Origin of the sequence: Micromonospora sp. BL4 (assembly GCF_003667505.1) — a bacterium.
In the GTDB taxonomy this organism is placed as follows: Bacteria; Actinomycetota; Actinomycetes; order Mycobacteriales; family Micromonosporaceae; genus Micromonospora.
In genome coordinates this window covers 1-20469 of the sequence record NZ_RCVJ01000131.1, presented here as the reverse complement: position 1 = coordinate 20469, position 20469 = coordinate 1, and the positions used below count along the sequence as shown (strand labels likewise).

Sequence of the window (20469 nt, the reverse complement as noted above, 5' to 3'; positions counted from 1 at the left end):
CGCGTCTCCTTTGTTCTTTCGGGCGGGCCGGACGCCGGCACCGGGATGCCCCGGAGCAGCGTGCCCGTCCCATCGGGTCATCTTGCCGCACGGACCGGGGGCTGGCGACAGGGCGGATCGCCGCCGTGTTCAGGGAAGTTGCGGAGATTTCCCGGAACTCAGGCGGATCGGCACGGACCGCGCGTCGCCGGGCTGGGCGACCCGTCCGTGGCCTCGCCGCTCAGCCGCTCGCCGAACCGGCGGCCGGCGTCGGCCGTTCGGGCCCGGGGGAGGGCGTGTACGGGGCGCACGACGACCGGACGACCAGTTCGGTCGGCAGCCGGACGTGCGGGTCGCGCTCGACGCCGCCGACGAGGTCGATGAGCAGGCGCATCGCCTCGGCGCCCATGCGCTGCAGGGGCTGCGCGATCGTGGTGAGCTGCGGGGTGACCAGCGCCGACTCGGGGATGTTGTCGAAGCCGATCACGGACAGGTCGTCGGGCACCGTGAGGCCCATGGTCCGGGCGACGTCCATCGTGGAGATCGCGGAGAGGTCGTTGCCGGCGAAGACGGCGGTCGGCCGGTCGGGCAGTGTCAGCAGTTCTGCGGCCGTGGCGGCGCCGCTCTCGACCCGGAAACCGCCGACGCGGACGAGTCGTTCGTCGACCGCGAGGCCCGCGTCGGCCATGGCCCGGCGGAAGCCGGCCTCGCGGAGGCGCGCCGACTCGAGGTCGGCGCGACCGCTGATGTGGCCGATGCGGCGGTGACCGAGCGACAGCAGGTAGTTGGTCGCGAGCATCGCGCCGGCGAAGTTGTCGGAGTCGACGGTGGGCAGCCCGGACGGGCCGGTGTGGGGGTCGACGGCCACGACGTGGAAGCCCTGCTTGGTCTCGACCACCGTCGGCGTGACGATCACGGCCCCGTCGATGAGCGTCCCGGACAGGCGGGCCAGCGAGCGCCGCTCCCAGCCGACGGCCGTGCCGTCGCCGTCGCCGCCGGAGTAGGCCAGCAGCTGGTAGCCGGTGCCGGCGACCTCCTTCGACGCGCCCTTGAGCAGCTCGGTCGAGAACGGCTCGAATTCGGCCACCAGGATGCCCAGGACGTTCGTCCGGTGGCTACGCAGGCTCTGCGCTCCGAGGCTGGCCTCGTAGCCGAGCTGGTGGATGACCTCCCGGACGCGCTCGACGGTCGCCTGCGCCACGCCGTAGCGACCGTTGACGACCTTCGACACGGTCGCCACCGAGACGCCGGCCGTACGGGCCACGTCCGACATCTTGACACGCTCGGGGAAGGTCACGCCGACGATGATAGAGGGCCACCTGGGACTCGTCGCGAGGGAGTCGAAAACGTTATCGACAACGGTTGACACCCCGTCGCGGCGGCTGCAAAACTCGCCGCACCTAAGTACCGCCACTGCTAGTCGAGGAGACGTGTCGATGGCGATGAGGCACCGCGCGGGCGCCACCCTGGCGCTGTTAATGACCACCGCACTGCTCGTCGCCGGGTGTAACGGCGGCGACGATGAAGCCCCCGCTGAGAACGAGCTCTACAAGAACCCGGTGACCCTGACCTGGTGGCACAACGCCTCCCAGGACGGGCCTGGCAAGACGTACTGGGAGAAGGTCGCGAAGGACTTCTCCGCACAGCACCCGACCGTCACGATCCAGATCGAGGCGATCGAGACCAACCAACTCCAGCGCACCCGGCTCCCCGCCGCGCTGCTGACCAGCGACCCGCCGGACATCTTCCAGGCGTGGGGCGGCGGCGAGATGCGCGAGCAGGTGGAGGCCGACTACCTCAAGGACCTCACCGAACAGGTCAAGGACGAGGTCGCCAACATCGGCAGCGCGACCGAGATCTGGCAGGTGGACGGCAAGCAGTACGGCCTGCCGTACCGGATGGGGATCGAGGGCATCTGGTACAACAAGGACATGTTCGCGAAAGCGGGCATCGCCGCTCCTCCGACCACTTTCGACGAGCTGAACCAGGCGGTCACGAAGCTCAAGGCCATCAACGTCATCCCGATCGCGCTGGGCGCCGGTGACAAGTGGCCCGCCGCGCACTGGTGGTACAACTTCGCGCTGCGTGCCTGCTCGGTCGACACGCTCAAGAAGGCCTCCGTCGACCTGGTCTTCGACGACCCGTGCTTCGTCAAGGCGGGCCAGGACCTCAAGAGCTTCATCGGCACCAACCCGTTCCAGCCGAACTTCATCGCCACGCCGGGCCAGAACGACCCGACCAGCGCGAACGGCCTGCTCGCCAACGGCAAGGCCGCGATGGAGCTGATGGGCGACTGGAACCGGGGCACCCTGGAGACCGTCTCCGCGAACCCGGAGGCCCTCAAGAAGTTCCTCGGTTGGTTCCCCGTTCCGGCGATCGCCGGCTCGGCCGGTGACGCGAAGGCGGCCCTCGGCGGCGGTGACGGGTACTCCTGCGCGAAGAACGCGCCGGCCGAGTGCGTCGAGTTCCTCAAGTACATCGTGAGCCCCGAGGTGCAGAAGGGCTACGCCGAGACCGGCACCGGCCTGCCCGCCGCCAAGGGCGCGGAGGCCGGCGTCACCGACCCCGCCCTGAAGTCCATCCTGGAGGCCACCTCCGGAGCGACCTACGTGCAGCTCTGGCTGGACACGGCCTTCGGCAGCACCGTCGGCAACGCGATGAACGACGCCGTCGTCGCCATCTTCGCCGGCAACGGCACCCCGGAGAAGGTCGTCGAGGCGATGAAGGCGGCCGCGAAGAAGTGACCTCCATCAACCCGACCCGGATCCCCGTCGGCGGCGCGGACGCGCCGCCGGCGGGCCCCCGGCCGGCTCGGCGCTCGTCCGCCCGGGCCGCCGAGACCAGACGCAAGTGGTACGAGATCATCGGGCTCACCACGCCGGCGATCGCCGTCTACGTGATGTTCGTGCTGGTGCCGATGGGGTTCGCGGTCTACTACAGCCTGTTCCGCTGGCGCGGCGTCGGACCCCCGACCGACTTCGTCGGCTACGACAACTACGTCCTCGCCTTCCAGGACCCGGTCTTCCTCGACGCGCTGCGCAACAACGCCATCATCGTGGTCGGGTCGCTGGTGATCCAGGGGCCCATCGCCCTGGCCGTGGCCCTGCTGCTCAACCGACGGTTCCGCGGACGCGCCGCCTTCCGCCTGCTCGTGTTCGTGCCGTACGTCCTCGCCGAGGTCACCGTCGGCATCATGTGGAAGCTGCTCCTCACCGGCGACGGCACCGTCGACGCCCTGCTCCGGCAGCTCGGCCTGGGCAGCTTCGTGCAGGCGTGGCTCGCCGACCTCGACGTCGTGATCTGGACGATGCTGTTCGTGCTCACCTGGAAGTACGTCGGCTTCGCGATCATTCTCCTGCTCGCCGGTCTGTCGAACGTCCCGCCCGAGCTGACCGAGGCCGCCGCGATCGACGGGGCGAGCTGGTGGCAGACCCAGCGCCACGTCATGCTCCCGCTGCTGGGGCCCACGATCCGGATCTGGATGTTCCTGTCGATGATCGGCTCGTTGCAGGCCTTCGAGGTGATCTGGGTGACCTCGGTGCCCGCGGTCCGGTCTCTCGGTGCCTCGGCCACCATGGCCACCTACATGGTGGACAACGGCTTCTTCGCCCGGCTGTGGGGCTACGGCAACGCCGTCGCCGTGATCCTCTTCGTCATCTCGTTCATCGCGGCGCTGCTGTTCCAGCGGTTCCTCCTCCGTCGCGACATCGATGGCGCCGTCACCGGAAGGAGGAACTGAGCGTGAACGCCAGCGCCGTCCCCGCACCGTCCACCTCGCGCCGGCCGTTCGCCTGGAGCAGCCCTCTGACCTACGCGATGGCGCTAGCGGTCGCCGCCATCTCGATCACTCCGGTGGTCTACGTGATCGTCGGCGGCTTCCGCACCACCCCGCAGATCATCGCGGATCCGGCCGGGCTGCCCGACCCCTGGGTGTGGGACAACTACGCCCGGGTGCTGACGCAGAGCGACTTCTGGAAGCAGGCGTTCAACAGCGCCGTGATCGCCGTCGGAACGACGGCAGCGGTCGTGGTGCTCGGCGTCTGCGCCGCGTTCGTGCTCGCCCGGTACGCCTTCCGCGGCCGCGAGGCGCTCTACACCTTCTTCACGCTCGGCCTGCTCTTCCCCTCCGGGGCGGCGATCCTGCCGCTCTACCTCATGCTGCGCGACCTCGACCTGATCAACTCCTACTACGCGGTGATCCTCCCGCAGGTCGCCTTCTCGCTACCGCTCACGATCGTGATCCTGCGGCCGTTCCTGGCCGCTGTCCCCCGCGAGTTGGAGGACGCCGCCGCGATCGACGGTGCCGGCCGGCTCGGCTTCCTCTGGCGCATCATGCTGCCGCTGTCCCGGCCCGCGCTGGTCACCGTCGGGGTCCTCGCGTTCGTGGCGAGTTGGAACGCCTTCCTCCTGCCGCTGCTCGTGCTCGGCGACGCGGATCTGCACACCCTGCCGCTGGGCGTGCAGAACTTCTCCAGCCAGTACACCTCCGACACCGCCGGAATCCTCGCGTTCACCTCGCTGGCGATGCTGCCGGCACTTCTCTTCTTCACCTTCGCCGAGAAGCAGATCGTCGGTGGCCTGCAGGGTGCGGTGAAGGGCTGAGCAGCACCGGTACGCGCAGAGGCGAAACACCGCATAACCGTCTACCTGTTCGCCCGGCAGACCCTCGTACGGGGGCCGACGGGCGTCGGAGGAAAGTGACCGACAACGTGACCGTGGACACCGAACCGAGCATCACCATCTGGAACGACCCCTCCTACGACCTGCCCACCCGCGTCGACGCCCTCGTCGCCGCGATGACCCTGCCCGAGAAGATCGCCCAGCTGTACGGCGTCTGGGTGGGCGCCTCCGCCGACGGCGGTGAGGTGGCGCCCTACCAGCACGAGATGGAGGAGGCGGTCGACCTCGACTTGCTGCTGGAGACCGGGCTCGGCCAGCTGACCCGACCGTTCGGCACCGCGCCGGTCGACCCGGCGCTCGGCGCCCTGTCGTTGCTGCGGAGCCAGCAACGGATCACCGCCGCCAACCGTTTCGGCATCCCCGCGCTGGCCCACGAGGAATGCCTGGCCGGCTTCGCGACCTGGGGCGCGACCGCGTACCCGGTGCCGCTGTCCTGGGGAGCCACCTTCGACCCCGATCTGATCCGGCGGATGGCCGCTCTGATCGGTGCCGACATGCGCCGCCTCGGCGTGCACCAGGGGCTCGCGCCGGTGCTGGACGTGGTCCGCGACGCCCGCTGGGGACGTGTCGAGGAGACCGTGGGCGAGGACCCCTACCTGGTCGGCACGGTTGCCACCGCGTACATCCAGGGGCTGGAGTCCACCGGTGTGGTGGCCACCCTCAAACACTTCGTGGGCTACTCGGCCTCGCGGGCCGGACGCAACCACGCGCCGGTCGGCATGGGCCCCCGGGAGCGGGCGGACGTGATGCTGCTGCCGTTCGAGATGGCGGTCCGCGAGAGCGGCGCCCGATCGGTGATGCACGCCTACACCGACACCGACGGGATCCCGTCGGCGGCTGACGAGGAGCTGCTCACGGGCCTGCTCCGGGAGACCTGGGGGTTCACCGGCACCGTCGTCGCCGACTACTTCGGCATCGCCTTCCTGCACGCCCTGCACGGGGTGGCCGGCAGTTGGGGCGAGGCGGCCGGCGCCGCGCTCGCCGCCGGGGTGGACGTCGAACTGCCCACGGTGAAGACGTTCGGCCTGCCGTTGCGCGAGGCCATCGCCGCCGGGGAGGTGCCCGAGGCGCTGGTGGACCGGGCGGTGCGCCGGGTGCTGCTGCAGAAGGCGCAGCTCGGGCTCCTCGACGCGGACTGGACCCCGGTGCCGCCGGCGCTCGAGGGCCTCGACGTCTCCGACCCGGACGCGGTGCGGGGCACCGTCGACCTGGACTCGCCGGCGAACCGGGCGCTCGCCCGCGAGGTGGCCGAGCAGGCCGTCGTGCTGCTGCGCAACGACGGCACCCTGCCGCTCGCCCGGCCGGCGCGGATCGCCCTGATCGGCCCGCAGGCCGAAAGTTCGACGGCGGCGCTCGGCTGCTACTCGTTCCCGGTGCACGTCGGGTCGCGCCACCCGGAGCTGCCGGTCGGCATCGAGCTGCCCACGCTGGCGCAGGCGCTGGTCCGTGAGTTCCCGACGAGCGAGGTGATCATCGAGGCCGGCGTGGGCATCGACGACCTCGACACCGCCGGTGTCGCCGCGGCCGTCGAGGCGGCGCGGGCTGCCGACGTGGTGATCGTGGCGCTCGGCGACCGCGCCGGACTGTTCGGCAGGGGCACCAGCGGTGAGGGTTGCGACGCCGAGTCGCTGGCCCTGCCCGGGGCGCAGCAGCACCTGCTGGACGCGCTGCTGGACGCCGGTACGCCGGTGGTGGTCACGCTGCTCGCCGGCCGGCCGTACGCGCTGGGCCGGGCGGTCGACGAGGCGGCGGCCATCGTGCAGTCCTTCTTCCCCGGTGAGGAGGGACCCGCGGCGATCGCCGGCCTGCTCAGTGGGCGGGTCGAGCCGCAGGGGCGGCTGCCGGTCAGCGTGCCGCGCAGCCCCGGCGGCCAGCCCACCACGTACCTGGCCGCCCGGTTGGGACATGCCAGCGACGTCTCCAACCTCGACCCCACCCCGGCGTACGGCTTCGGGCACGGGCTCAGCTACACGACGTTCGACTGGTCGGAGCTGGCGGTCGAACAGGCGACGGCGGAGACCGACGGCGAGCTGCGGCTGGCCTTCACGCTGCGCAACAGCGGTACCCGGTGGGGCAGCGAGGTGGTGCAGCTCTACGCGCACGACCCGGTGGCCTCGGTGGTGCAGCCGGTGCAGCGGTTGATCGGCTACCTGCGGGTGCCGCTGGACGCCGGCGCGGGTTGCCGGGTCGAGGTGAGCGTGCCCGCCGATCTGCTCTCGTTCACCGGGCGGGACGGCCGGCGGGTGGTCGAGCCGGGTGCGGTGGAGTTGCGCCTCGCCTCGTCCAGCACCCGACCCCGGCTGGTGGCGGCCGTCGCGCTCACCGGGCCGGCACGGCAGGTGGACCACACCCGACGGATGCACCCGCTGTTCACCGTCCACCCGACCGTCTGAGAGTTCCTGTGCACACCGATCTGCCCGAGGAGCAGTTGCGCGGCTACCGCAGCACGGTGCGGGAGCCCGCGGACTTCGACCAGTTCTGGGCCGGCACCCTGGCCGAGGCCCGGGACGCCGGCTGGCCGGTCCGGGCGGAGCCGGTGTCGACCGGGCTGGCCGGCATCGACGTACTCGATGTGACCTTCGCGGGCTTCGCCGGCCAGCCCGTGCGGGCCTGGCTGCGGGTGCCCCGCGGGGCCGGCACCGCGTTGCCGACCCTGATCCAGTACGCCGGGTACGGCGGCGGGCGCGGGCACCCGCTGGAGAACCTGCTCTGGGCGTCGGCCGGGTTCGCGCACCTGCAGATGGACACCCGGGGGCAGGGCTCGGGCTGGAGCCGGGGCGACACCCCGGATCCGGGCGCCGCCGGCCCGGAGGCGCCCGGGGTGGTCACCCGGGGCATCTCCGACCCGCGTACGTACTACTACCGCCGGCTGATCACCGACGCGGTCCGGGCGGTGGACGCCGTCCGGACCCTGCCGGTGGTCGACCCGACCCGGGTGGCGGTGCTCGGGCACAGCCAGGGCGGCGGGCTGGCGCTGGCGGCCGGCGCGCTGGCGCCCGGCCTGCGGGCGGTGGTGGCGTTCGTGCCGTTCCTCTGCGACATCCCGCGCGCGGTGGTCGCCACGGACACCCGCCCGTACCGGGAGATCCGCGACTACCTGGCCATCCACCGGGACGCCGAGGAGCAGGTGCTGACCACCCTGGCGTACGTCGACGGGGTCAACTTCGCCCGCCGCTGCCGCCGTCCGGCGCGGTACTCGGTGGCGTTGATGGACGACATCGTGCCGCCGTCGACGGTCTACGCCGCCATCAACGCCCACGCCGGGCCGACCGAGCTGTCGGTGTGGCGGTACAACGGCCACGAGGCCGGCGGCATCGACGACGACGAGGCGGCGCTGCGCTTCCTCGGCGGGCACCTGGTCGAGGGCGCCGGCCCGCTCGTGCGGCACCCGGACGCCGATCCGGCGCGGAGCCTCGGCCGGGCCTGATAGACAGGACGGGTGCGCAGGCCGGGGCGGGTGGGTGGCGCCGCCGTGCTGGCGTTCGTCGCGGTGCTCGGCGGCTGCTCTCGGCCGGAGCCCCGACCGGCGCCCACCGTCACGGCGCCGGCATCGTCGAGCCCTGGTCCGTCGAGCCCGGTTCCGTCGAGTCCCGCCCCGTCCGCTGTCGACCGGCTGCCGGGGTTCGTGGTGCTGTCCGACGTCGACCCGCGTATCCGCAGCGACATCCGGTACGCCGGCGCGCACAACTTCGTCGGCCGGCCGATCAGCGGCTACCCCGAGCCGCTGTGCCTGCTCACCCGACAGGCCGCCGAGGCGCTGCGCCGGGTCCAGGACGCCGCGCTCGCCGGAGGGCACAGCCTCAAGGTGTACGACTGCTACCGGCCGCAGCCTGCCGTGGACGACTTCGTGGCCTGGGCGAAGCGCCCCGGCGAGCAGCAGACCAAGGCCGAGTTCTATCCGGGCGTGGCCAAGAGCCGCCTCTTCGCCGACGGCTACATCGGGGCACCCACCGCGCACAGCCGCGGCAGCACCCTGGACCTGACCCTGGTCGAGGAGCCCGCCGCCAGCCAGCCCCCGTACGACCCCGGACGGCCGCTGGTCGCCTGCACCGCGCCGCGCGGGCAGCGCTTCGCCGACAACAGCATCGACATGGGCACCGGTTTCGACTGCTTCGACGCCCGGGCGCACACCGCCGACCCCCGGATCACCGGCACGGCCCGGGACAACCGGCGACTGTTGCGGCGGTTGATGACCGACGGCGGGTTCGTCAACTACGACCGCGAGTGGTGGCACTACCGATTCCGCGACGAGCCGTACCCGGACACCTACTTCGCCGCGCCCGTCGCCCGATCCTCGGTCGGCTGACGCCCGGGCGGCTCACGTCCAGTAGAGGATCCGGCACGCCGGCACCCGCGCGGCCAGTTCGGCGACGAACCATCCGCGCAGCTCGCCCATCGTGTCCCGTGGATAGACGTACTTGACCGCGCCGAACTTGCCGTGTTTCCGGCTGCGCGACTCCTCGTCCATCTCCAGCCGGGTCCGCGGGTACCAGCCGAGCAGCACCTCCTTGCTGCCCGGCGTGAACCGGTGGGTGATCAGCTCGGCGGTCAGGTCCAGCTCGGGCACCCCGTCGACCGCCGCGGCGACCTGGTTCAGCAGCTCGCCGTAGCGTTCCCGCCAGTCCGGCAGCGGCATGATCGGCGCGATGGTCAGCCCCACCGGGTAGCCCGCCAGAGCGAGCCGGCGCAGCGCGGCGAGCCGGTCCGGCACCCGGGCCGTGCCGCCCTCGAACCGCTCGCTGACCGGGGCGCAGTTGACGCTGAACCGGACCCGGGTCCGGCCGGCGTGCGGCAGACCGACGAAGCTGTCCACGTCGGCGTACTTGGTGGTCCAGCGCAGTTGCACCGGCGCGTCCCAGTCCGCGAAGTGCTGCACCGCCCGGAGCCAACTGCCGGTCAGGTGCTCCAGGGCGAGGGGATCGGTGTAGCAGGACGCCTCGAAGGTGGTGCCCTCGTCGGCGCGCCGCGCGTTGCGGCTGGTCACCGTCCCGCGCCCGGCGTACGCGGCCAGCCCGGCCAGGATGTCGTCGAGGTCCGCGTACACGCGGGTCACCGGTGGGCCGGAGAGTGACCCGGCGAGGTAGCAGTACTGGCAGTGTGCCGGGCAGCCCTCGGCCAGGTCGACGCGCCAGTCGGCGCTGGGCGCGATGGGTTGCAGGGCGCGTCGCGAGGGCGGGCTCACCACGATCGCCATGGTGGCCTTGGCCCGCGCGTACGTCTCGCGGTCGGTGCGCCCGCGTACGCCGGTCAGCCGGTTGGACCGCAGGCGCTCCACCTCGATGCCCAGCGCCCGCACCCGCTCGGTGATCCGTTGCCCGTGCGGGTGCTCCAGCGCGGCCGGGGTGACCACCACCCGGTTCGGGGTCCAGCGGCGCGCCGGCCGGGCCGCCGGCGCGAGCCCGGCCAGGTCGCGGGTCGGCACCCGCTCGCCGCTGGCGTCGTGCGGCGCGGCGGGCACGTCCACGGCGAGCGGCTGGTCAACGTTCACCGCGTCCGGGTTGGTCACCGGATCGGGGTACCCGTTGCCGGCGGAATCCCACCCGATCCACCGCTGCGCGATTGACGCCACCCGAGCCAACGAATAACCTTTCGTCTATCTGTAAACCTTGTGAACAAATGGTTTCCAGCGACGCGGCGGCGCGCGTCCCCAGGCCACCGACCGAAGGGACGATCAGGTGATCGCAGAACTTCCCACCCGTGCCAGACGGATCATCTCGCTGCTGGTCGCCCTGATCGTCGCGGTGACCGCCGGCATCGCCGTCAACGCCTCGCGCGCCGCGCAGGCCGCTCCGACGTTCAAGGTCCTGGCCTTCTACAACGGCACCTGGGACGCGGCGCACATCGACTTCGTCCGGGACGCCCGCGCCTGGTTCCCGCAGGCGGCCGCCCAGTACGGCTTCTCCTGGGAGGCGACCACCAACTGGGGCCTGCTGAACACCGCGAACCTGGCCCAGTACCAGGTCCTCATGTTCCTCGACGACGCGCCGCCCGCCGCACAGCGTCCCGCGTTCGAGCAGTACATGCGCAACGGCGGGGCGTGGCTGGGCTTCCACGTCAGCGCGTTCACCCAGAACCCGTCGAGCTGGAGCTGGTACTACAACACCTTCCTCGGCAGCGGCTCGTTCCAGACGAACACCTGGGGACCCACCCGGGTCACCCTGCGCGCCGACAACCGCACCCACGCCGCCACCCGGAACCTCCCGGCGACGTTCCCGTCGTCGATCAGCGAGTGGTACTCCTGGAGCAACGACCTGCGGCAGAACCCCAACATCGACATCCTCGCCTCGGTCGACCCGTCCAGCTTCCCGGTCGGCACCGACCCCAACCAGTCCTGGTACGGCGGCTACTACCCGTTGGTCTGGAGCAACCGGCAGTACAAGATGCTCTACGCGAACTTCGGGCACAACGCGATGAACTACAACACCAACACCGGGCTCTCGTCCACCTTCGACAGCGCCCAGCAGAACCGGTTGGTGATCGACGGGCTGCACTGGCTCGCCGGCGCCGGCACCGTCCCCCCGACGACGCCCCCGCCGACCGACGGCATCTCGCCGACCGCCTGGCACACCGTGGTCAACCGGGGCAGCGGCAAGTGTGTCGACGCGCGGGCCGCCGCCAGCGCGAACGGCACCGCCATCCAGCAGTACGCCTGCAACGGCAGCACCGCGCAGCAGTACCAGTTCCCCCCGACCAGCGGCGGCTACCTGCGGGTCAACAACCGCAACAACAGCGCCCAGGTGCTCGACGTGACCAACGTGTCGACCGCCAACTCGGCGCCCATCCAGCTCTGGTCCTACAGCGGCGGAAACAACCAGCAGTGGCGGGCCGAGCCGGAGGGCGGCGGCTACTACCGGTTGGTCAACCGCAACAGCGGCAAGTGCCTCGACGTGCCGGGAGCATCCACGGCCGACAGCGTCCAGCTCGTCCAGTACACCTGCAACGGCACCGCGGCGCAGTCGTTCCGGCTGGTCCCGCAGCCGTAGGCCCGTCGCGGGAACCTCCCCGTCCTCACGACACCCGACCAGCACGGCCGAACCGCGCGGCGACGCCCCGCAGCACGGCGCGCAGCTCCGGCGGGTCGAGCACGTCGAAGTCCACCTCCAGGGTGCCGAGGAAGGCGGCCAGATTGGCCAGCGACTCCCCGCCGGTGTGCAGCAGGCAGGTCTGCTCGTCGATCGCCTCGAGCAGACCTGCCGTGGAGGGGATCCGCTGCGCCATCCGGTCGGCCGGCGCGTGCAGGCGTACCCGGGCGGGGTGTGGCCAGGCTGTGGAGCCGACGCCGCGCAGCACGTGCGCGACCGCGTCGCCACCGGGCGGCTCGCGGGGTGCGAAACGCGGACCGGTCGGCACCCGGGGCCGCATGCGGTCGGCGCGGAAGGTCCGCCAGTCGGCCCGGTCGGTGTCCCAGCCCAGCAGGTACCAGCGCCGGCCGGTGTAGACCAGCCGGTACGGCTCGACGTCGCGCACGGTGGTGGTGCCGTCGTGCCCGGCGTAGTCGAAGCGCAGCCGCTCGCGGCGATGCACGGCCGTGGAGACGGCGGTGAGCGTCTCGGCGTCGACGGTCGGGCCACCGGCCGCGGCGGAGACCGTGGCCGTGCGCAGCGCGTCCACCCGGTGCCGCAGCCGCGACGGCAGCGACTGCTCCAGCTTGGCCAACGCCCGCAGCGACGTCTCCTCGATGCCGCGTACCGAGCCGGACGCCGCCGCCCGCAGGCCGACGGCCACCGCCACCGCTTCGTCGTCGTCGAGCAGCAGCGGCGGCAGGGCGGACCCCGCGCCGAGCCGATAACCGCCGGCGACCCCGGGCCGGGACTCGATCCGGTAACCGAGCACCCGCAGCCGTTCGACGTCGGCGCGCACCGTGCGCGCGGTGACCGCCAACTGGTCGGCCAGCTCCGCGCCGGACCAGTCGCGGTGGCCCTGCAGGAGGGCGAGCAGCCGCAGCAGTCGCACGGAGGTCTCCACCATGCTGGGCAGTCTGCCGGAGAGCAGTTCCGGCCCGCCGCGTGCGAGGCGTCAGTGCCCACCAGATCGGCCTGGGCGGGCGTCACCCAATCGAGCGTGATACCTGTGAGTCATATTTATGCCTCACAGGTATCAGGCTCATCAGCGGACGGACGCCCGGCGCGGCACCGGGTAGCCGCTCCGACGCCCCCGGTTAATCGGTTGCTCGTCCCGACGAGCGGCTGATGAACTATCCGAAACCGCCACCAACTTCAGGGAGAAGCAATGCGCGCTGCGTCGATGTCCGGCCAGAAGGGACCTGCCGCCTACCTGAAGGACATGACGCACCGTGAAGACCCTCAACCTCGGCATCCTGGCGCACGTCGATGCCGGTAAGACCAGCCTGACCGAGCGACTGCTGTACGCCGTCGGCGTGACCGACCGGCTCGGCAGCGTCGACGCCGGCAGCACCCGCACCGACTCCCTGGCGCTGGAGCGGCAACGCGGCATCACCATCCGCGCCGCCGTCGTCTCCTTCGTGCTGGACGACGTGACCGTCAACCTGATCGACACCCCGGGTCACCCCGATTTCATCGCCGAGGTCGAGCGGGTGCTCGGCGTGCTCGACGGCGCCGTCCTGGTGATCTCCGCGGTGGAGGGCGTCCAGCCGCAGACCCGGGTGCTGACGCGCACGCTGCGCCGGCTGCGCATCCCCACGCTGATCTTCGTGAACAAGGTCGACCGGGCGGGGGCGGATCCCGAGCGGGTGGTGCGGGCCATCGCGGAGAAGCTGACCCCGGCCGTGGTGGCGATGGGGTCGGTGGCGGGGGCCGGAACGCGGGACGCCCACTGCACGTCGTACGGCCCGGCCGACGTCGCCTTCACCGACCGGCTGCTCGACCTGCTCGCCGGGCAGGACGACGCGCTGCTGGCCGACTGGGTGGCGGATCCCTCGACGCTGCCGTACCCCCGGCTGCGCCGCGCGCTGGCCGACCGGACGGGCCGCGCGCTGGTCCAGCCGGTGTTCGCCGGCTCGGCCATCACCGGCGCCGGAGTGGACGCGCTCATCGCCGGGATCACCGACCTGCTGCCCACGGTCCAGGGCGACGACGACGCTCCGGTCTCCGGCACCGTGTTCGCCGTCGAGCGCGGCCCGGCGGGGGAGAAGATTGCGCTGGTCCGGCTCTTCGCCGGCACCATCCGGGTCCGGGACCGGATCCGGGTCGGCGCGACCGGCGTCTCGCTGGTCACGGCGGTACGCGTCGTCGCCGACGGGACCGACGTCGCGGCGTCGTCGGTCGGCGCGGGCCACATCGCCCGGCTGTGGGGCCTCACCCAGGCGCGGATCGGTGACCCGGTCGGCGTACCCCCGGAGCGTGCCGGCACGGACCGCCAGTTCGCGCCGCCCACCCTGGAGACCGTCGTGGTCCCGGCCCGAGCCGCGGACCGGGTCACGATGCACGCCGCCCTGACCCAGCTCGCTGAGCAGGACCCGCTGATCAACCTCCGGCAGGACGACCGGCAGCACGAGATCAGCGTTTCGCTCTACGGCGAGGTCCAGAAGGAGGTCATCCAGGCCACCCTGGCCGACGACTTCGGGGTCGCGGTGACCTTCCGGGAGACCAGCACGGTGCACGTGGAGCGGGTCTGCGGCGTCGGCGAGGCGGTCGAGGTGATCGCCGTGGCGCCCAACCCGTTCCTGGCCACCGTCGGGCTGCGGGTGGCCCCGGCGCCCACCGGGGCCGGCGTGAGCTTCCGGCTCGGCGTCGAACTGGGCTCGATGCCGCCGGCGTTCTTCGCCGCCGTCGAGGAGACCGTGCACCGGACGCTGCGCCAGGGTCCGCACGGCTGGCAGATCCCCGACTGCGAGGTGACGATGACCCACGCTGGCTACTGGGCCCGGCAGAGCCACTCCCACGGCACCTTCGACAAGAGCATGTCCAGCACCGCCGGGGACTTTCGCAATCTCACCCCGCTGGTGCTGATGACCGCGCTCACCCTGGCCGGCACCCGTGTGCACGAGCCGGTGCACCGGTTCCGGCTGGAGGTGCCGGGCGACGTCCTCGGCACCCTGCTGCCCGCGCTCGCGCGGCTCGACGCGGTGCCGGCCAACACCACCGGGCAGGGTGCGTCGTACCTGGTGGAGGGCGAGATCCCGGCGGGCCGGGTGCACGCGCTGGAGCGCCGGCTGCCGGCGCTGACCCGGGGCGAGGGCGTGCTCGAGACCGCGTTCGACCGGTACCGGCCCGTGCGCGGCCCGGCCCCCACCCGGGCACGGTGGGACCACAACCCGCTGGACCGCAAGGAGTACCTGCTGGCGGTCGCCCGCCGGGTCGTCGGCCGGTAGCCGGCGCGGCCGGGCCCGTCCGCAATATCCATTGCGGACGTGGCCCGGCCCGCCTAGCGTCATCGCCGCAAGGTCGACCGATCGGACCGCAGGGAGTACGCCGTGTCGCAGCGCAATCGCACCGAGGCCACCTGGCGTACGCCAGGTGCGGGTGCCGCGTTGCCCTCCGGCATGCGGTACCGGTGTCTCGGTCGGCCCACTCAGGGTCGGCAGCCAGGGCGGCGCCACCGCTGACGCCAGCGCGTCAGCCGCCGCCCACCCCCTGCGGGTCGGGCGGCCTTTTCGTATCCGACACACTTCCGCACCCGGCTTCCCGGGGTGCGAACACGTCCGGTCATCGTTCGACGTGCGGCCGGCACGACACGAGGAGAGCACGATGGGATTCACTCCGCTCGCCGGCACCCGGGCACCCGTCCGGGTCTGGACCGACCCGTACGCCATCGAGCCGCAGGCCGCCCGACAGCTGCGCAACATCGGCACGCTGCCCTGGGTGCAGGGTGTCGCCGTCATGCCCGACGTGCACTTCGGCAAGGGCGCCACGGTCGGCTCGGTGATCGCCATGCGGCAGGCCGTCTCGCCGGCCGCGGTCGGCGTCGACATCGGCTGCGGCATGTCGGCGGTACGCACCTCGCTGACCGCCGCCGACCTGCCGGACGACCTGGCCGGTCTGCGCTCGGCGATCGAGGCGACCATTCCGGTCGGCTTCGCCCAGCGGGCGAAGGCGGTCGACCCGCGCCGGGTCCGTGGCCTGGAGCAGGCCGGCTGGGACGACTTCTGGGGCCGGTTCGCCGGCCTGGACCGGCGGGTCGCGCAGCTGGAGACCCGGGCGCAGCGGCAGCTCGGCACCCTCGGCGGCGGCAACCACTTCATCGAGGTCTGCCTCGAGCAGGGCGGCGCCGACGAGGGGCGGGTCTGGCTGATGCTGCACTCCGGGTCCCGCAACATCGGCAAGGAGCTGGCCGAGCGGCACATCGGGGTGGCCCGGGGGCTGCCGCACAACGCCGACCTGCCCGACCGGGACCTGGCCGTGTTCCTCGCCGGCACGCCCGAGATGGACGCCTACCGGCGGGATCTGTGGTGGGCGCAGGAGTACGCGCGGCGCAACCGGGCCGTCATGCTGGCCCTGCTCTGCGGCGTGGTGCGGGAGCACTTCCCGCAGGTCGGTTACGACGAGCCGATCTCGTGTCACCACAACTACGTCGCGGAGGAGACCTACGACGGGGTGGACGTGCTGGTCACCCGCAAGGGCGCGATCCGGGCCGGGCGGGGCGACCTGGGCATCATCCCGGGGTCGATGGGCACCGGGTCGTACATCGTGCGGGGTCGGGGAAACCCGGACGCGTACTGCTCGGCCTCGCACGGGGCGGGGCGGCGGATGTCGCGGGCGCAGGCCAAGCGGACCTTCAGCACGGCCGACCTGGCCACGCAGACCGCTGGCGTCGAGTGCCGCAAGGACGCCGGGGTGGTCGACGAGATCCCCGGCGCGTACAAGGACATCACCGAGGTGATGGCTCAGCAGGAGGATCTGGTGCAGGTGGTGGCGCACCTCAAGCAGGTCGTCTGCGTGAAGGGCTGACGGGCCGCGCGGGCCGGGATGACCGGCCCGCGCGGCACCCGCTCAGAAGCCGGCGAAGACCCGGCGCAGGTCGTCCAGGCTCACCGGGCCGGTCACCCGCACACCGTCCGGGGTGTGCTGGGGGCCCAGCCGCCCGGTGGCGAGGCGCAGCCACGCCTCGGCCGGAGCGCTCAGCTCGCCGTCCGGCTGCTCCGGAGCGTCGGTCAGCTCGACGCGCTCGCCCAGCCGCAGCCCGTACGTCCGCTCCGGCTCGTGGAGCCGGACCAGCAGGGTGGCCTCCCGGCCGGCCAGCTCCTGCGGCCGGCTGGTCCACGCCAGCATGCCGCCGATCTGGTCGAGCAGCAGGGACACCGCCCCGGGCGTGACCGCCGCGAACGGGTTGAACGCCACCTCGACGTCCCACTGGTGCAGCGCGAACTCGCTGAGCCGGAACCGGCCCGCGGTGGCCACGTCGACCGGGTCCGGCAGGAAGCCGAGGTCGATCCGCAGCGAGGCACGGCGCTCGGCGTCCAACCCCTCGTACGCCTCGACCAGCCGCTGGTTCGCCTCGAGGAATCCGGCGGCGTGCTCGGCCGGCGGCATGGCGTCCCAGCGTGCCCAGACGCCACGGTTGAAGTCCCCGTCCGGGCCGGTCGTGCCGGTGAGGGCGGCGTTCAACGCCGCGAGGTTGATCTCCGCGCCGCTGCCCAGGTGGCTGAGCACCTGGGACACCTGCCACTCGCTGGCCCCCGACGGCAGGCGGAGGTCGTCCTCCTTGAGGTCCCGGACGAGCGCGGCGAGCTCCTCGTGGCCCGCGCGCAGAGCGTTGATGATCTGGTCGGCAGCCGTGGACATATGTCTCCTCAACGGATTTTCGACGGTGGTCGGGACGTTACCGGACGGGCCGCCGGCCCGGCCCGCGTGTGGAGCTGACCGGCCGGCGGCCGTGTCGGTCGGCTCAGCCCATGTGCACGGTGTTGCCGGTCGGGATGTCCTCCTTGCGGACCTTCACCAGGACCAGGGTGGCCAGTCCGGCGAGCACGATCAGGGCCGCGCCCCAGCCGAACGCGACCCGGTAGCCGTGCACCAGCGCCTCGATCTGGTTGACCGGGTTCGGCGCCCGACCGACCAGGTAGGCGGCGACCGCGCTGGTGTAGAAGGTGTTCAGCAGCGCGGTGCCCAACGAGCCGCCGATCTGCTGGGTGGCGTTGAGCGTCGCGCTGGCCGCGCCCGCGTCGTGCTCCGGCACGCCGACCAGGGCGAGACTGGACAGCGGCACGAAGGTGAAGCCGAGACCCATGCCGAGGATGACCTGGGCGGGCAGCAGGAGGGTGAGGAACGAGGTGTCCACGTCGATCTGGGTCAGCACCAGCATGGCCACGGCGGCGAGTACGGCACCGCCGACCATCAGCGGCTTCGCGCCCACCCGTGGCATCAACTGGCTGGCGCCACCCGCCGCGATCAGCACGCCGGCGGTGACCGGCAGGGAGGCGAGCCCGGCCTCCAGCGGCTTGTACTGAAGCACCACCTGGAAGTAGAAGGTCAGGAAGAGGAACGCGCCGAACAGGCCGGCGCCGATCAGCGTCGACGCGAGGTACGCCCCGCCCCGGTTGCGGTCCAGGATGATCCGCAGCGGCAGCAGCGGGTGGTTGGAGCGCAGTTCGATCACCACGAAGGCGGCGAGCAGCACCACGCCGGCGGCGATGAACCCGAGCGTCGCGGCGGCGTCCCAGCCGTCCTCGGCGGCCTTGGTGAAGCCGTACACCAGGGAGACCAGACCGGCGGTGACGACGACCGCGCCGGGCACGTCGTAGCGGGTGTTGCCGTGCGCCCGGCTCTCCGGCACCAGTGGCAGGGCGAAGGCGATCGCGACGGCGGCGACCGGGATGTTGACCAGCAGGCACCAGCGCCAGTCGGCGTACTCGGTGAGCACCCCGCCGAGCAGCAGGCCGACGGCGGACCCGCCGCCGGCGATCGCGCCGTACACGGCGAACGCCTTGGCCCGCTCCGTGGCCTCGGTGAACAGGACGGTGAGCAGAGCCAGCGCGGCCGGGGCGAGCAGGGCGCCGAAGGCCCCCTGCAACGCGCGGGCGGCGAAGAGCATTCCGCCGGTGGTGGCCAGACCGCCCAGCGCGGAGGCCAGCGCGAAGCCGGTCATGCCGACCAGGAAGGTGCGCTTGCGGCCCCAGTAGTCGGCGATCCGGCCGCCGAGCAGGAGCAGGCCACCGAAGGCCAGCGTGTACGCGGTGATCACCCACTGCCGGTTCGCGTCGGTGATTCCCAGGTCGGCCTGGGCCTGGGGGAGTGCGATGTTCACGATCGTGGCGTCCAGGACCACCATCAGCTGCGAGACCGCGATGACGGCCAGCGCGATCCAGCGCCGCGGGTGCGGCGCGCTCGTCGCTGTTCCGGCGCCGGGCGCGCCGGGAGCGGTCGAGGTAGTTCCGGGCATGGTGAAGCCTTCCGTGTACGTACGTCGGTGGAGTCAGGCCTGAGACGGGCGGTCGGGCTGGTAGCGGAGCACCGGGATCAGCACCTGGTCGACGACCTGGGTGAGGAACGCGTCGTCGACGGGTAGACCGTGCGCGACGATGCGGGACATGGTGAGCGCGGGCGCCAGGTCGTGGAACAGTTCGCGTTCGCCGGCCTCGGGCGGGATCTCGCCCCGGGCGGCGGCGCGGACCAGGATGGCGGTGCTGGCCACCCGCCCGGCCGGCAGCACCTGGTGGCGCACCAGGCGTTCCAGCTCGGGGTTGGTCCGCGTCGCGAAGATCAAGGCCTGCATCAGGTCACTGTCGTCCTCGCAGATGGCGGCCGTGGCGCGCAGCAACTCGATCAGGTCGCCGCGCAGGGAGCCGGTGTCGGGCGGGTTGTGCACCCCCACGTGGCGGTCGCGGAGCGCGGCGACGACCAGCTCGGTCTTGCCGTCCCAGCGTCGGTAGATGGTGGCCTTGCTGACGTGGGCCCGGGCGGCGATGGCGTCGATGGTCATCCGGTCGTAGCCGAGCTCGCGCAGCAGGTCGACGACCACGGCGAACAGGGCGGTGTCGCTGCACCGGGCGGACCGGGCAGCCGGCACCCCGGCGCCCACGCCCACCTGCTGACCGCCCAGCATCTCGACCCCCCGTGAAACGATGTCGTACTGACCGTAGGTCGCGTTCCGGCGATCGTGCAGGGTTTTATGAGTTGCGTCGCAGTGGGTGGACGAAACGATTACGTTTCTCTCCGATGTCCGGCAGGTGAAGCCGGTGCTCAGCCTCCGGTGGGGGCGAGGCGCACCGGGACGGCCACCGTGTTGATCCGGGAACCGTCACGGGCGGACACCTCGTACACCTCGATGGTTCCGCGCTGCTCGCGGACGGTGCGCCAGCCGATCACCACCCGGTACCCGCCCCGGCAGCCGCTGCCGCAGCTCGCGGTGCCGAAGCCGGTGGCGACCTCCCGGCCGGCGGCGTCCAGGACCCGGACGCTCACCGTGGCCTCGAACACGTCGGCGGTGCCGGTGACGGTGAGCGGAGCGGTGACGCGTTCGCCGACACCCGGGCCGGTGACCACGATCGGCGGCAGCAGGTCCGCGTAGTCGGCCCGCCCGACCGGGGCGTCGCCGCCGAAGCGGACCTGCCGCACGGTGGGGAACTGGGTGAGCGTCCACACCACCTGTGCCTCGCGCAGCCGCCGGCGCTCCGCCGCGTCGTCGGCGGGAGGGGTGGGCCCGAGCGTCGCCACGCCGTCGGTGATCCGGGTGACCTCGACGCCGGTGGGCAGCAGGGTGGCCATTCCGGTGGCGGCCTCCGCCGAGGTGGGCCCGGCGGCCAGTTCGGCCAGCGCCAGCCGGGACGTCGCCACGGTGGCCGGTCGGGTCCGGTGGGTCGGGACGAGCCGGCCGGAGCGGACGTACCACAGCTCGATGGTCACGGTGTCCGGCGGCCGGCGCGTACCGGTGGCGGGTGGGGCTGGTGGGTGG

General features: G+C 72.3%; 16 protein-coding genes. 9 read left to right on the top strand and 7 right to left on the bottom strand.

Annotated features, from left to right (window positions below; translation table 11 throughout):
• Positions 1-220 precede the first annotated feature (220 nt).
• Positions 221-1276 (bottom strand): LacI family DNA-binding transcriptional regulator, encoded by a 1056-nt coding sequence (locus EAD89_RS15470; protein ID WP_121676200.1) that lies wholly within the window; start codon positions 1274-1276, stop codon positions 221-223.
• Positions 1277-1415: 139 nt separating this feature from the next.
• Between EAD89_RS15470 and EAD89_RS15465 the strand changes: the two genes are divergently transcribed.
• The 6 genes from EAD89_RS15465 (at position 1416) to EAD89_RS15440 (ending at position 8965) form a co-directional block, all read left to right on the top strand.
• Entirely contained in the window at positions 1416-2723 is a 1308-nt protein-coding gene (locus tag EAD89_RS15465; protein ID WP_121656767.1) for an extracellular solute-binding protein, read from the top strand.
• A complete protein-coding gene (locus EAD89_RS15460; protein WP_121676199.1) occupies positions 2720-3718 on the top strand; it encodes a carbohydrate ABC transporter permease in 999 nt (332 codons plus the stop codon). The genes EAD89_RS15465 and EAD89_RS15460 overlap by 4 nt, the downstream gene beginning before the upstream one ends.
• Positions 3715-4581 carry a carbohydrate ABC transporter permease gene (locus EAD89_RS15455; RefSeq protein WP_121656772.1) on the top strand — a complete coding sequence of 289 codons (867 nt, stop codon included), beginning with the start codon at positions 3715-3717 and terminating at the stop codon, positions 4579-4581. The genes EAD89_RS15460 and EAD89_RS15455 overlap by 4 nt, the downstream gene beginning before the upstream one ends.
• A gap of 95 nt (positions 4582-4676) precedes the next feature.
• A complete protein-coding gene (locus EAD89_RS15450) occupies positions 4677-7052 on the top strand; it encodes a glycoside hydrolase family 3 N-terminal domain-containing protein (RefSeq protein ID WP_233578719.1) in 2376 nt (791 codons plus the stop codon).
• 8 nt (positions 7053-7060) lie between these two features.
• Positions 7061-8086 carry an acetylxylan esterase gene (locus tag EAD89_RS15445; protein WP_121676198.1) on the top strand — a complete coding sequence of 342 codons (1026 nt, stop codon included), beginning with the start codon at positions 7061-7063 and terminating at the stop codon, positions 8084-8086.
• A 12-nt stretch (positions 8087-8098) separates the two neighbouring features.
• Positions 8099-8965, top strand: a complete 867-nt coding sequence (locus EAD89_RS15440) for a M15 family metallopeptidase (RefSeq protein WP_233578717.1) — start codon at positions 8099-8101, stop codon at positions 8963-8965.
• A 12-nt stretch (positions 8966-8977) separates the two neighbouring features.
• Here the strand turns inward: EAD89_RS15440 and EAD89_RS15435 are convergent, their stop codons facing one another.
• A complete protein-coding gene (locus EAD89_RS15435) occupies positions 8978-10228 on the bottom strand; it encodes a spore photoproduct lyase family protein (RefSeq protein ID WP_233578715.1) in 1251 nt (416 codons plus the stop codon).
• 106 nt (positions 10229-10334) lie between these two features.
• On the opposite strand from EAD89_RS15435, the gene EAD89_RS15430 reads away from it, so the two are divergent.
• On the top strand, positions 10335-11642 hold the full coding sequence (locus tag EAD89_RS15430; protein ID WP_233578713.1) for an RICIN domain-containing protein: 1308 nt from the start codon (positions 10335-10337) through the stop codon (positions 11640-11642).
• Positions 11643-11667: 25 nt separating this feature from the next.
• On the opposite strand, the gene EAD89_RS15425 is transcribed toward EAD89_RS15430, so the two are convergent.
• On the bottom strand, positions 11668-12627 hold the full coding sequence (locus EAD89_RS15425) for a YafY family protein (RefSeq protein ID WP_121676197.1): 960 nt from the start codon (positions 12625-12627) through the stop codon (positions 11668-11670).
• 325 nt (positions 12628-12952) lie between these two features.
• Here EAD89_RS15425 and EAD89_RS15420 point away from each other — a divergent pair, with 325 nt between their 5' ends.
• Both EAD89_RS15420 and EAD89_RS15415 read left to right on the top strand, forming a co-directional pair.
• The gene (locus EAD89_RS15420) at positions 12953-14950 is read left to right on the top strand and encodes a translation factor GTPase family protein (RefSeq protein WP_121676196.1); all 1998 of its coding nucleotides are present in this window, start codon (positions 12953-12955) and stop codon (positions 14948-14950) included.
• Positions 14951-15326: 376 nt separating this feature from the next.
• Complete coding sequence (locus tag EAD89_RS15415; RefSeq protein ID WP_121676195.1) at positions 15327-16526, top strand: RtcB family protein; 1200 nt, start codon at positions 15327-15329, stop codon at positions 16524-16526.
• Positions 16527-16568: 42 nt separating this feature from the next.
• Here the strand turns inward: EAD89_RS15415 and EAD89_RS15410 are convergent, their stop codons facing one another.
• The 4 genes from EAD89_RS15410 to EAD89_RS15395 all read right to left on the bottom strand — a co-directional run.
• Complete coding sequence (locus EAD89_RS15410) at positions 16569-17360, bottom strand: maleylpyruvate isomerase family mycothiol-dependent enzyme (protein WP_121653638.1); 792 nt, start codon at positions 17358-17360, stop codon at positions 16569-16571.
• A gap of 103 nt (positions 17361-17463) precedes the next feature.
• Positions 17464-18957 (bottom strand): MFS transporter, encoded by a 1494-nt coding sequence (locus tag EAD89_RS15405; RefSeq protein ID WP_121676194.1) that lies wholly within the window; start codon positions 18955-18957, stop codon positions 17464-17466.
• 33 nt (positions 18958-18990) lie between these two features.
• A complete protein-coding gene (locus EAD89_RS15400; protein ID WP_121676193.1) occupies positions 18991-19620 on the bottom strand; it encodes a TetR/AcrR family transcriptional regulator in 630 nt (209 codons plus the stop codon).
• 137 nt (positions 19621-19757) lie between these two features.
• On the bottom strand, positions 19758-20469 hold a 712-nt coding region (locus EAD89_RS15395; RefSeq protein WP_121676192.1), incomplete at its 5' end, for a Gmad2 immunoglobulin-like domain-containing protein.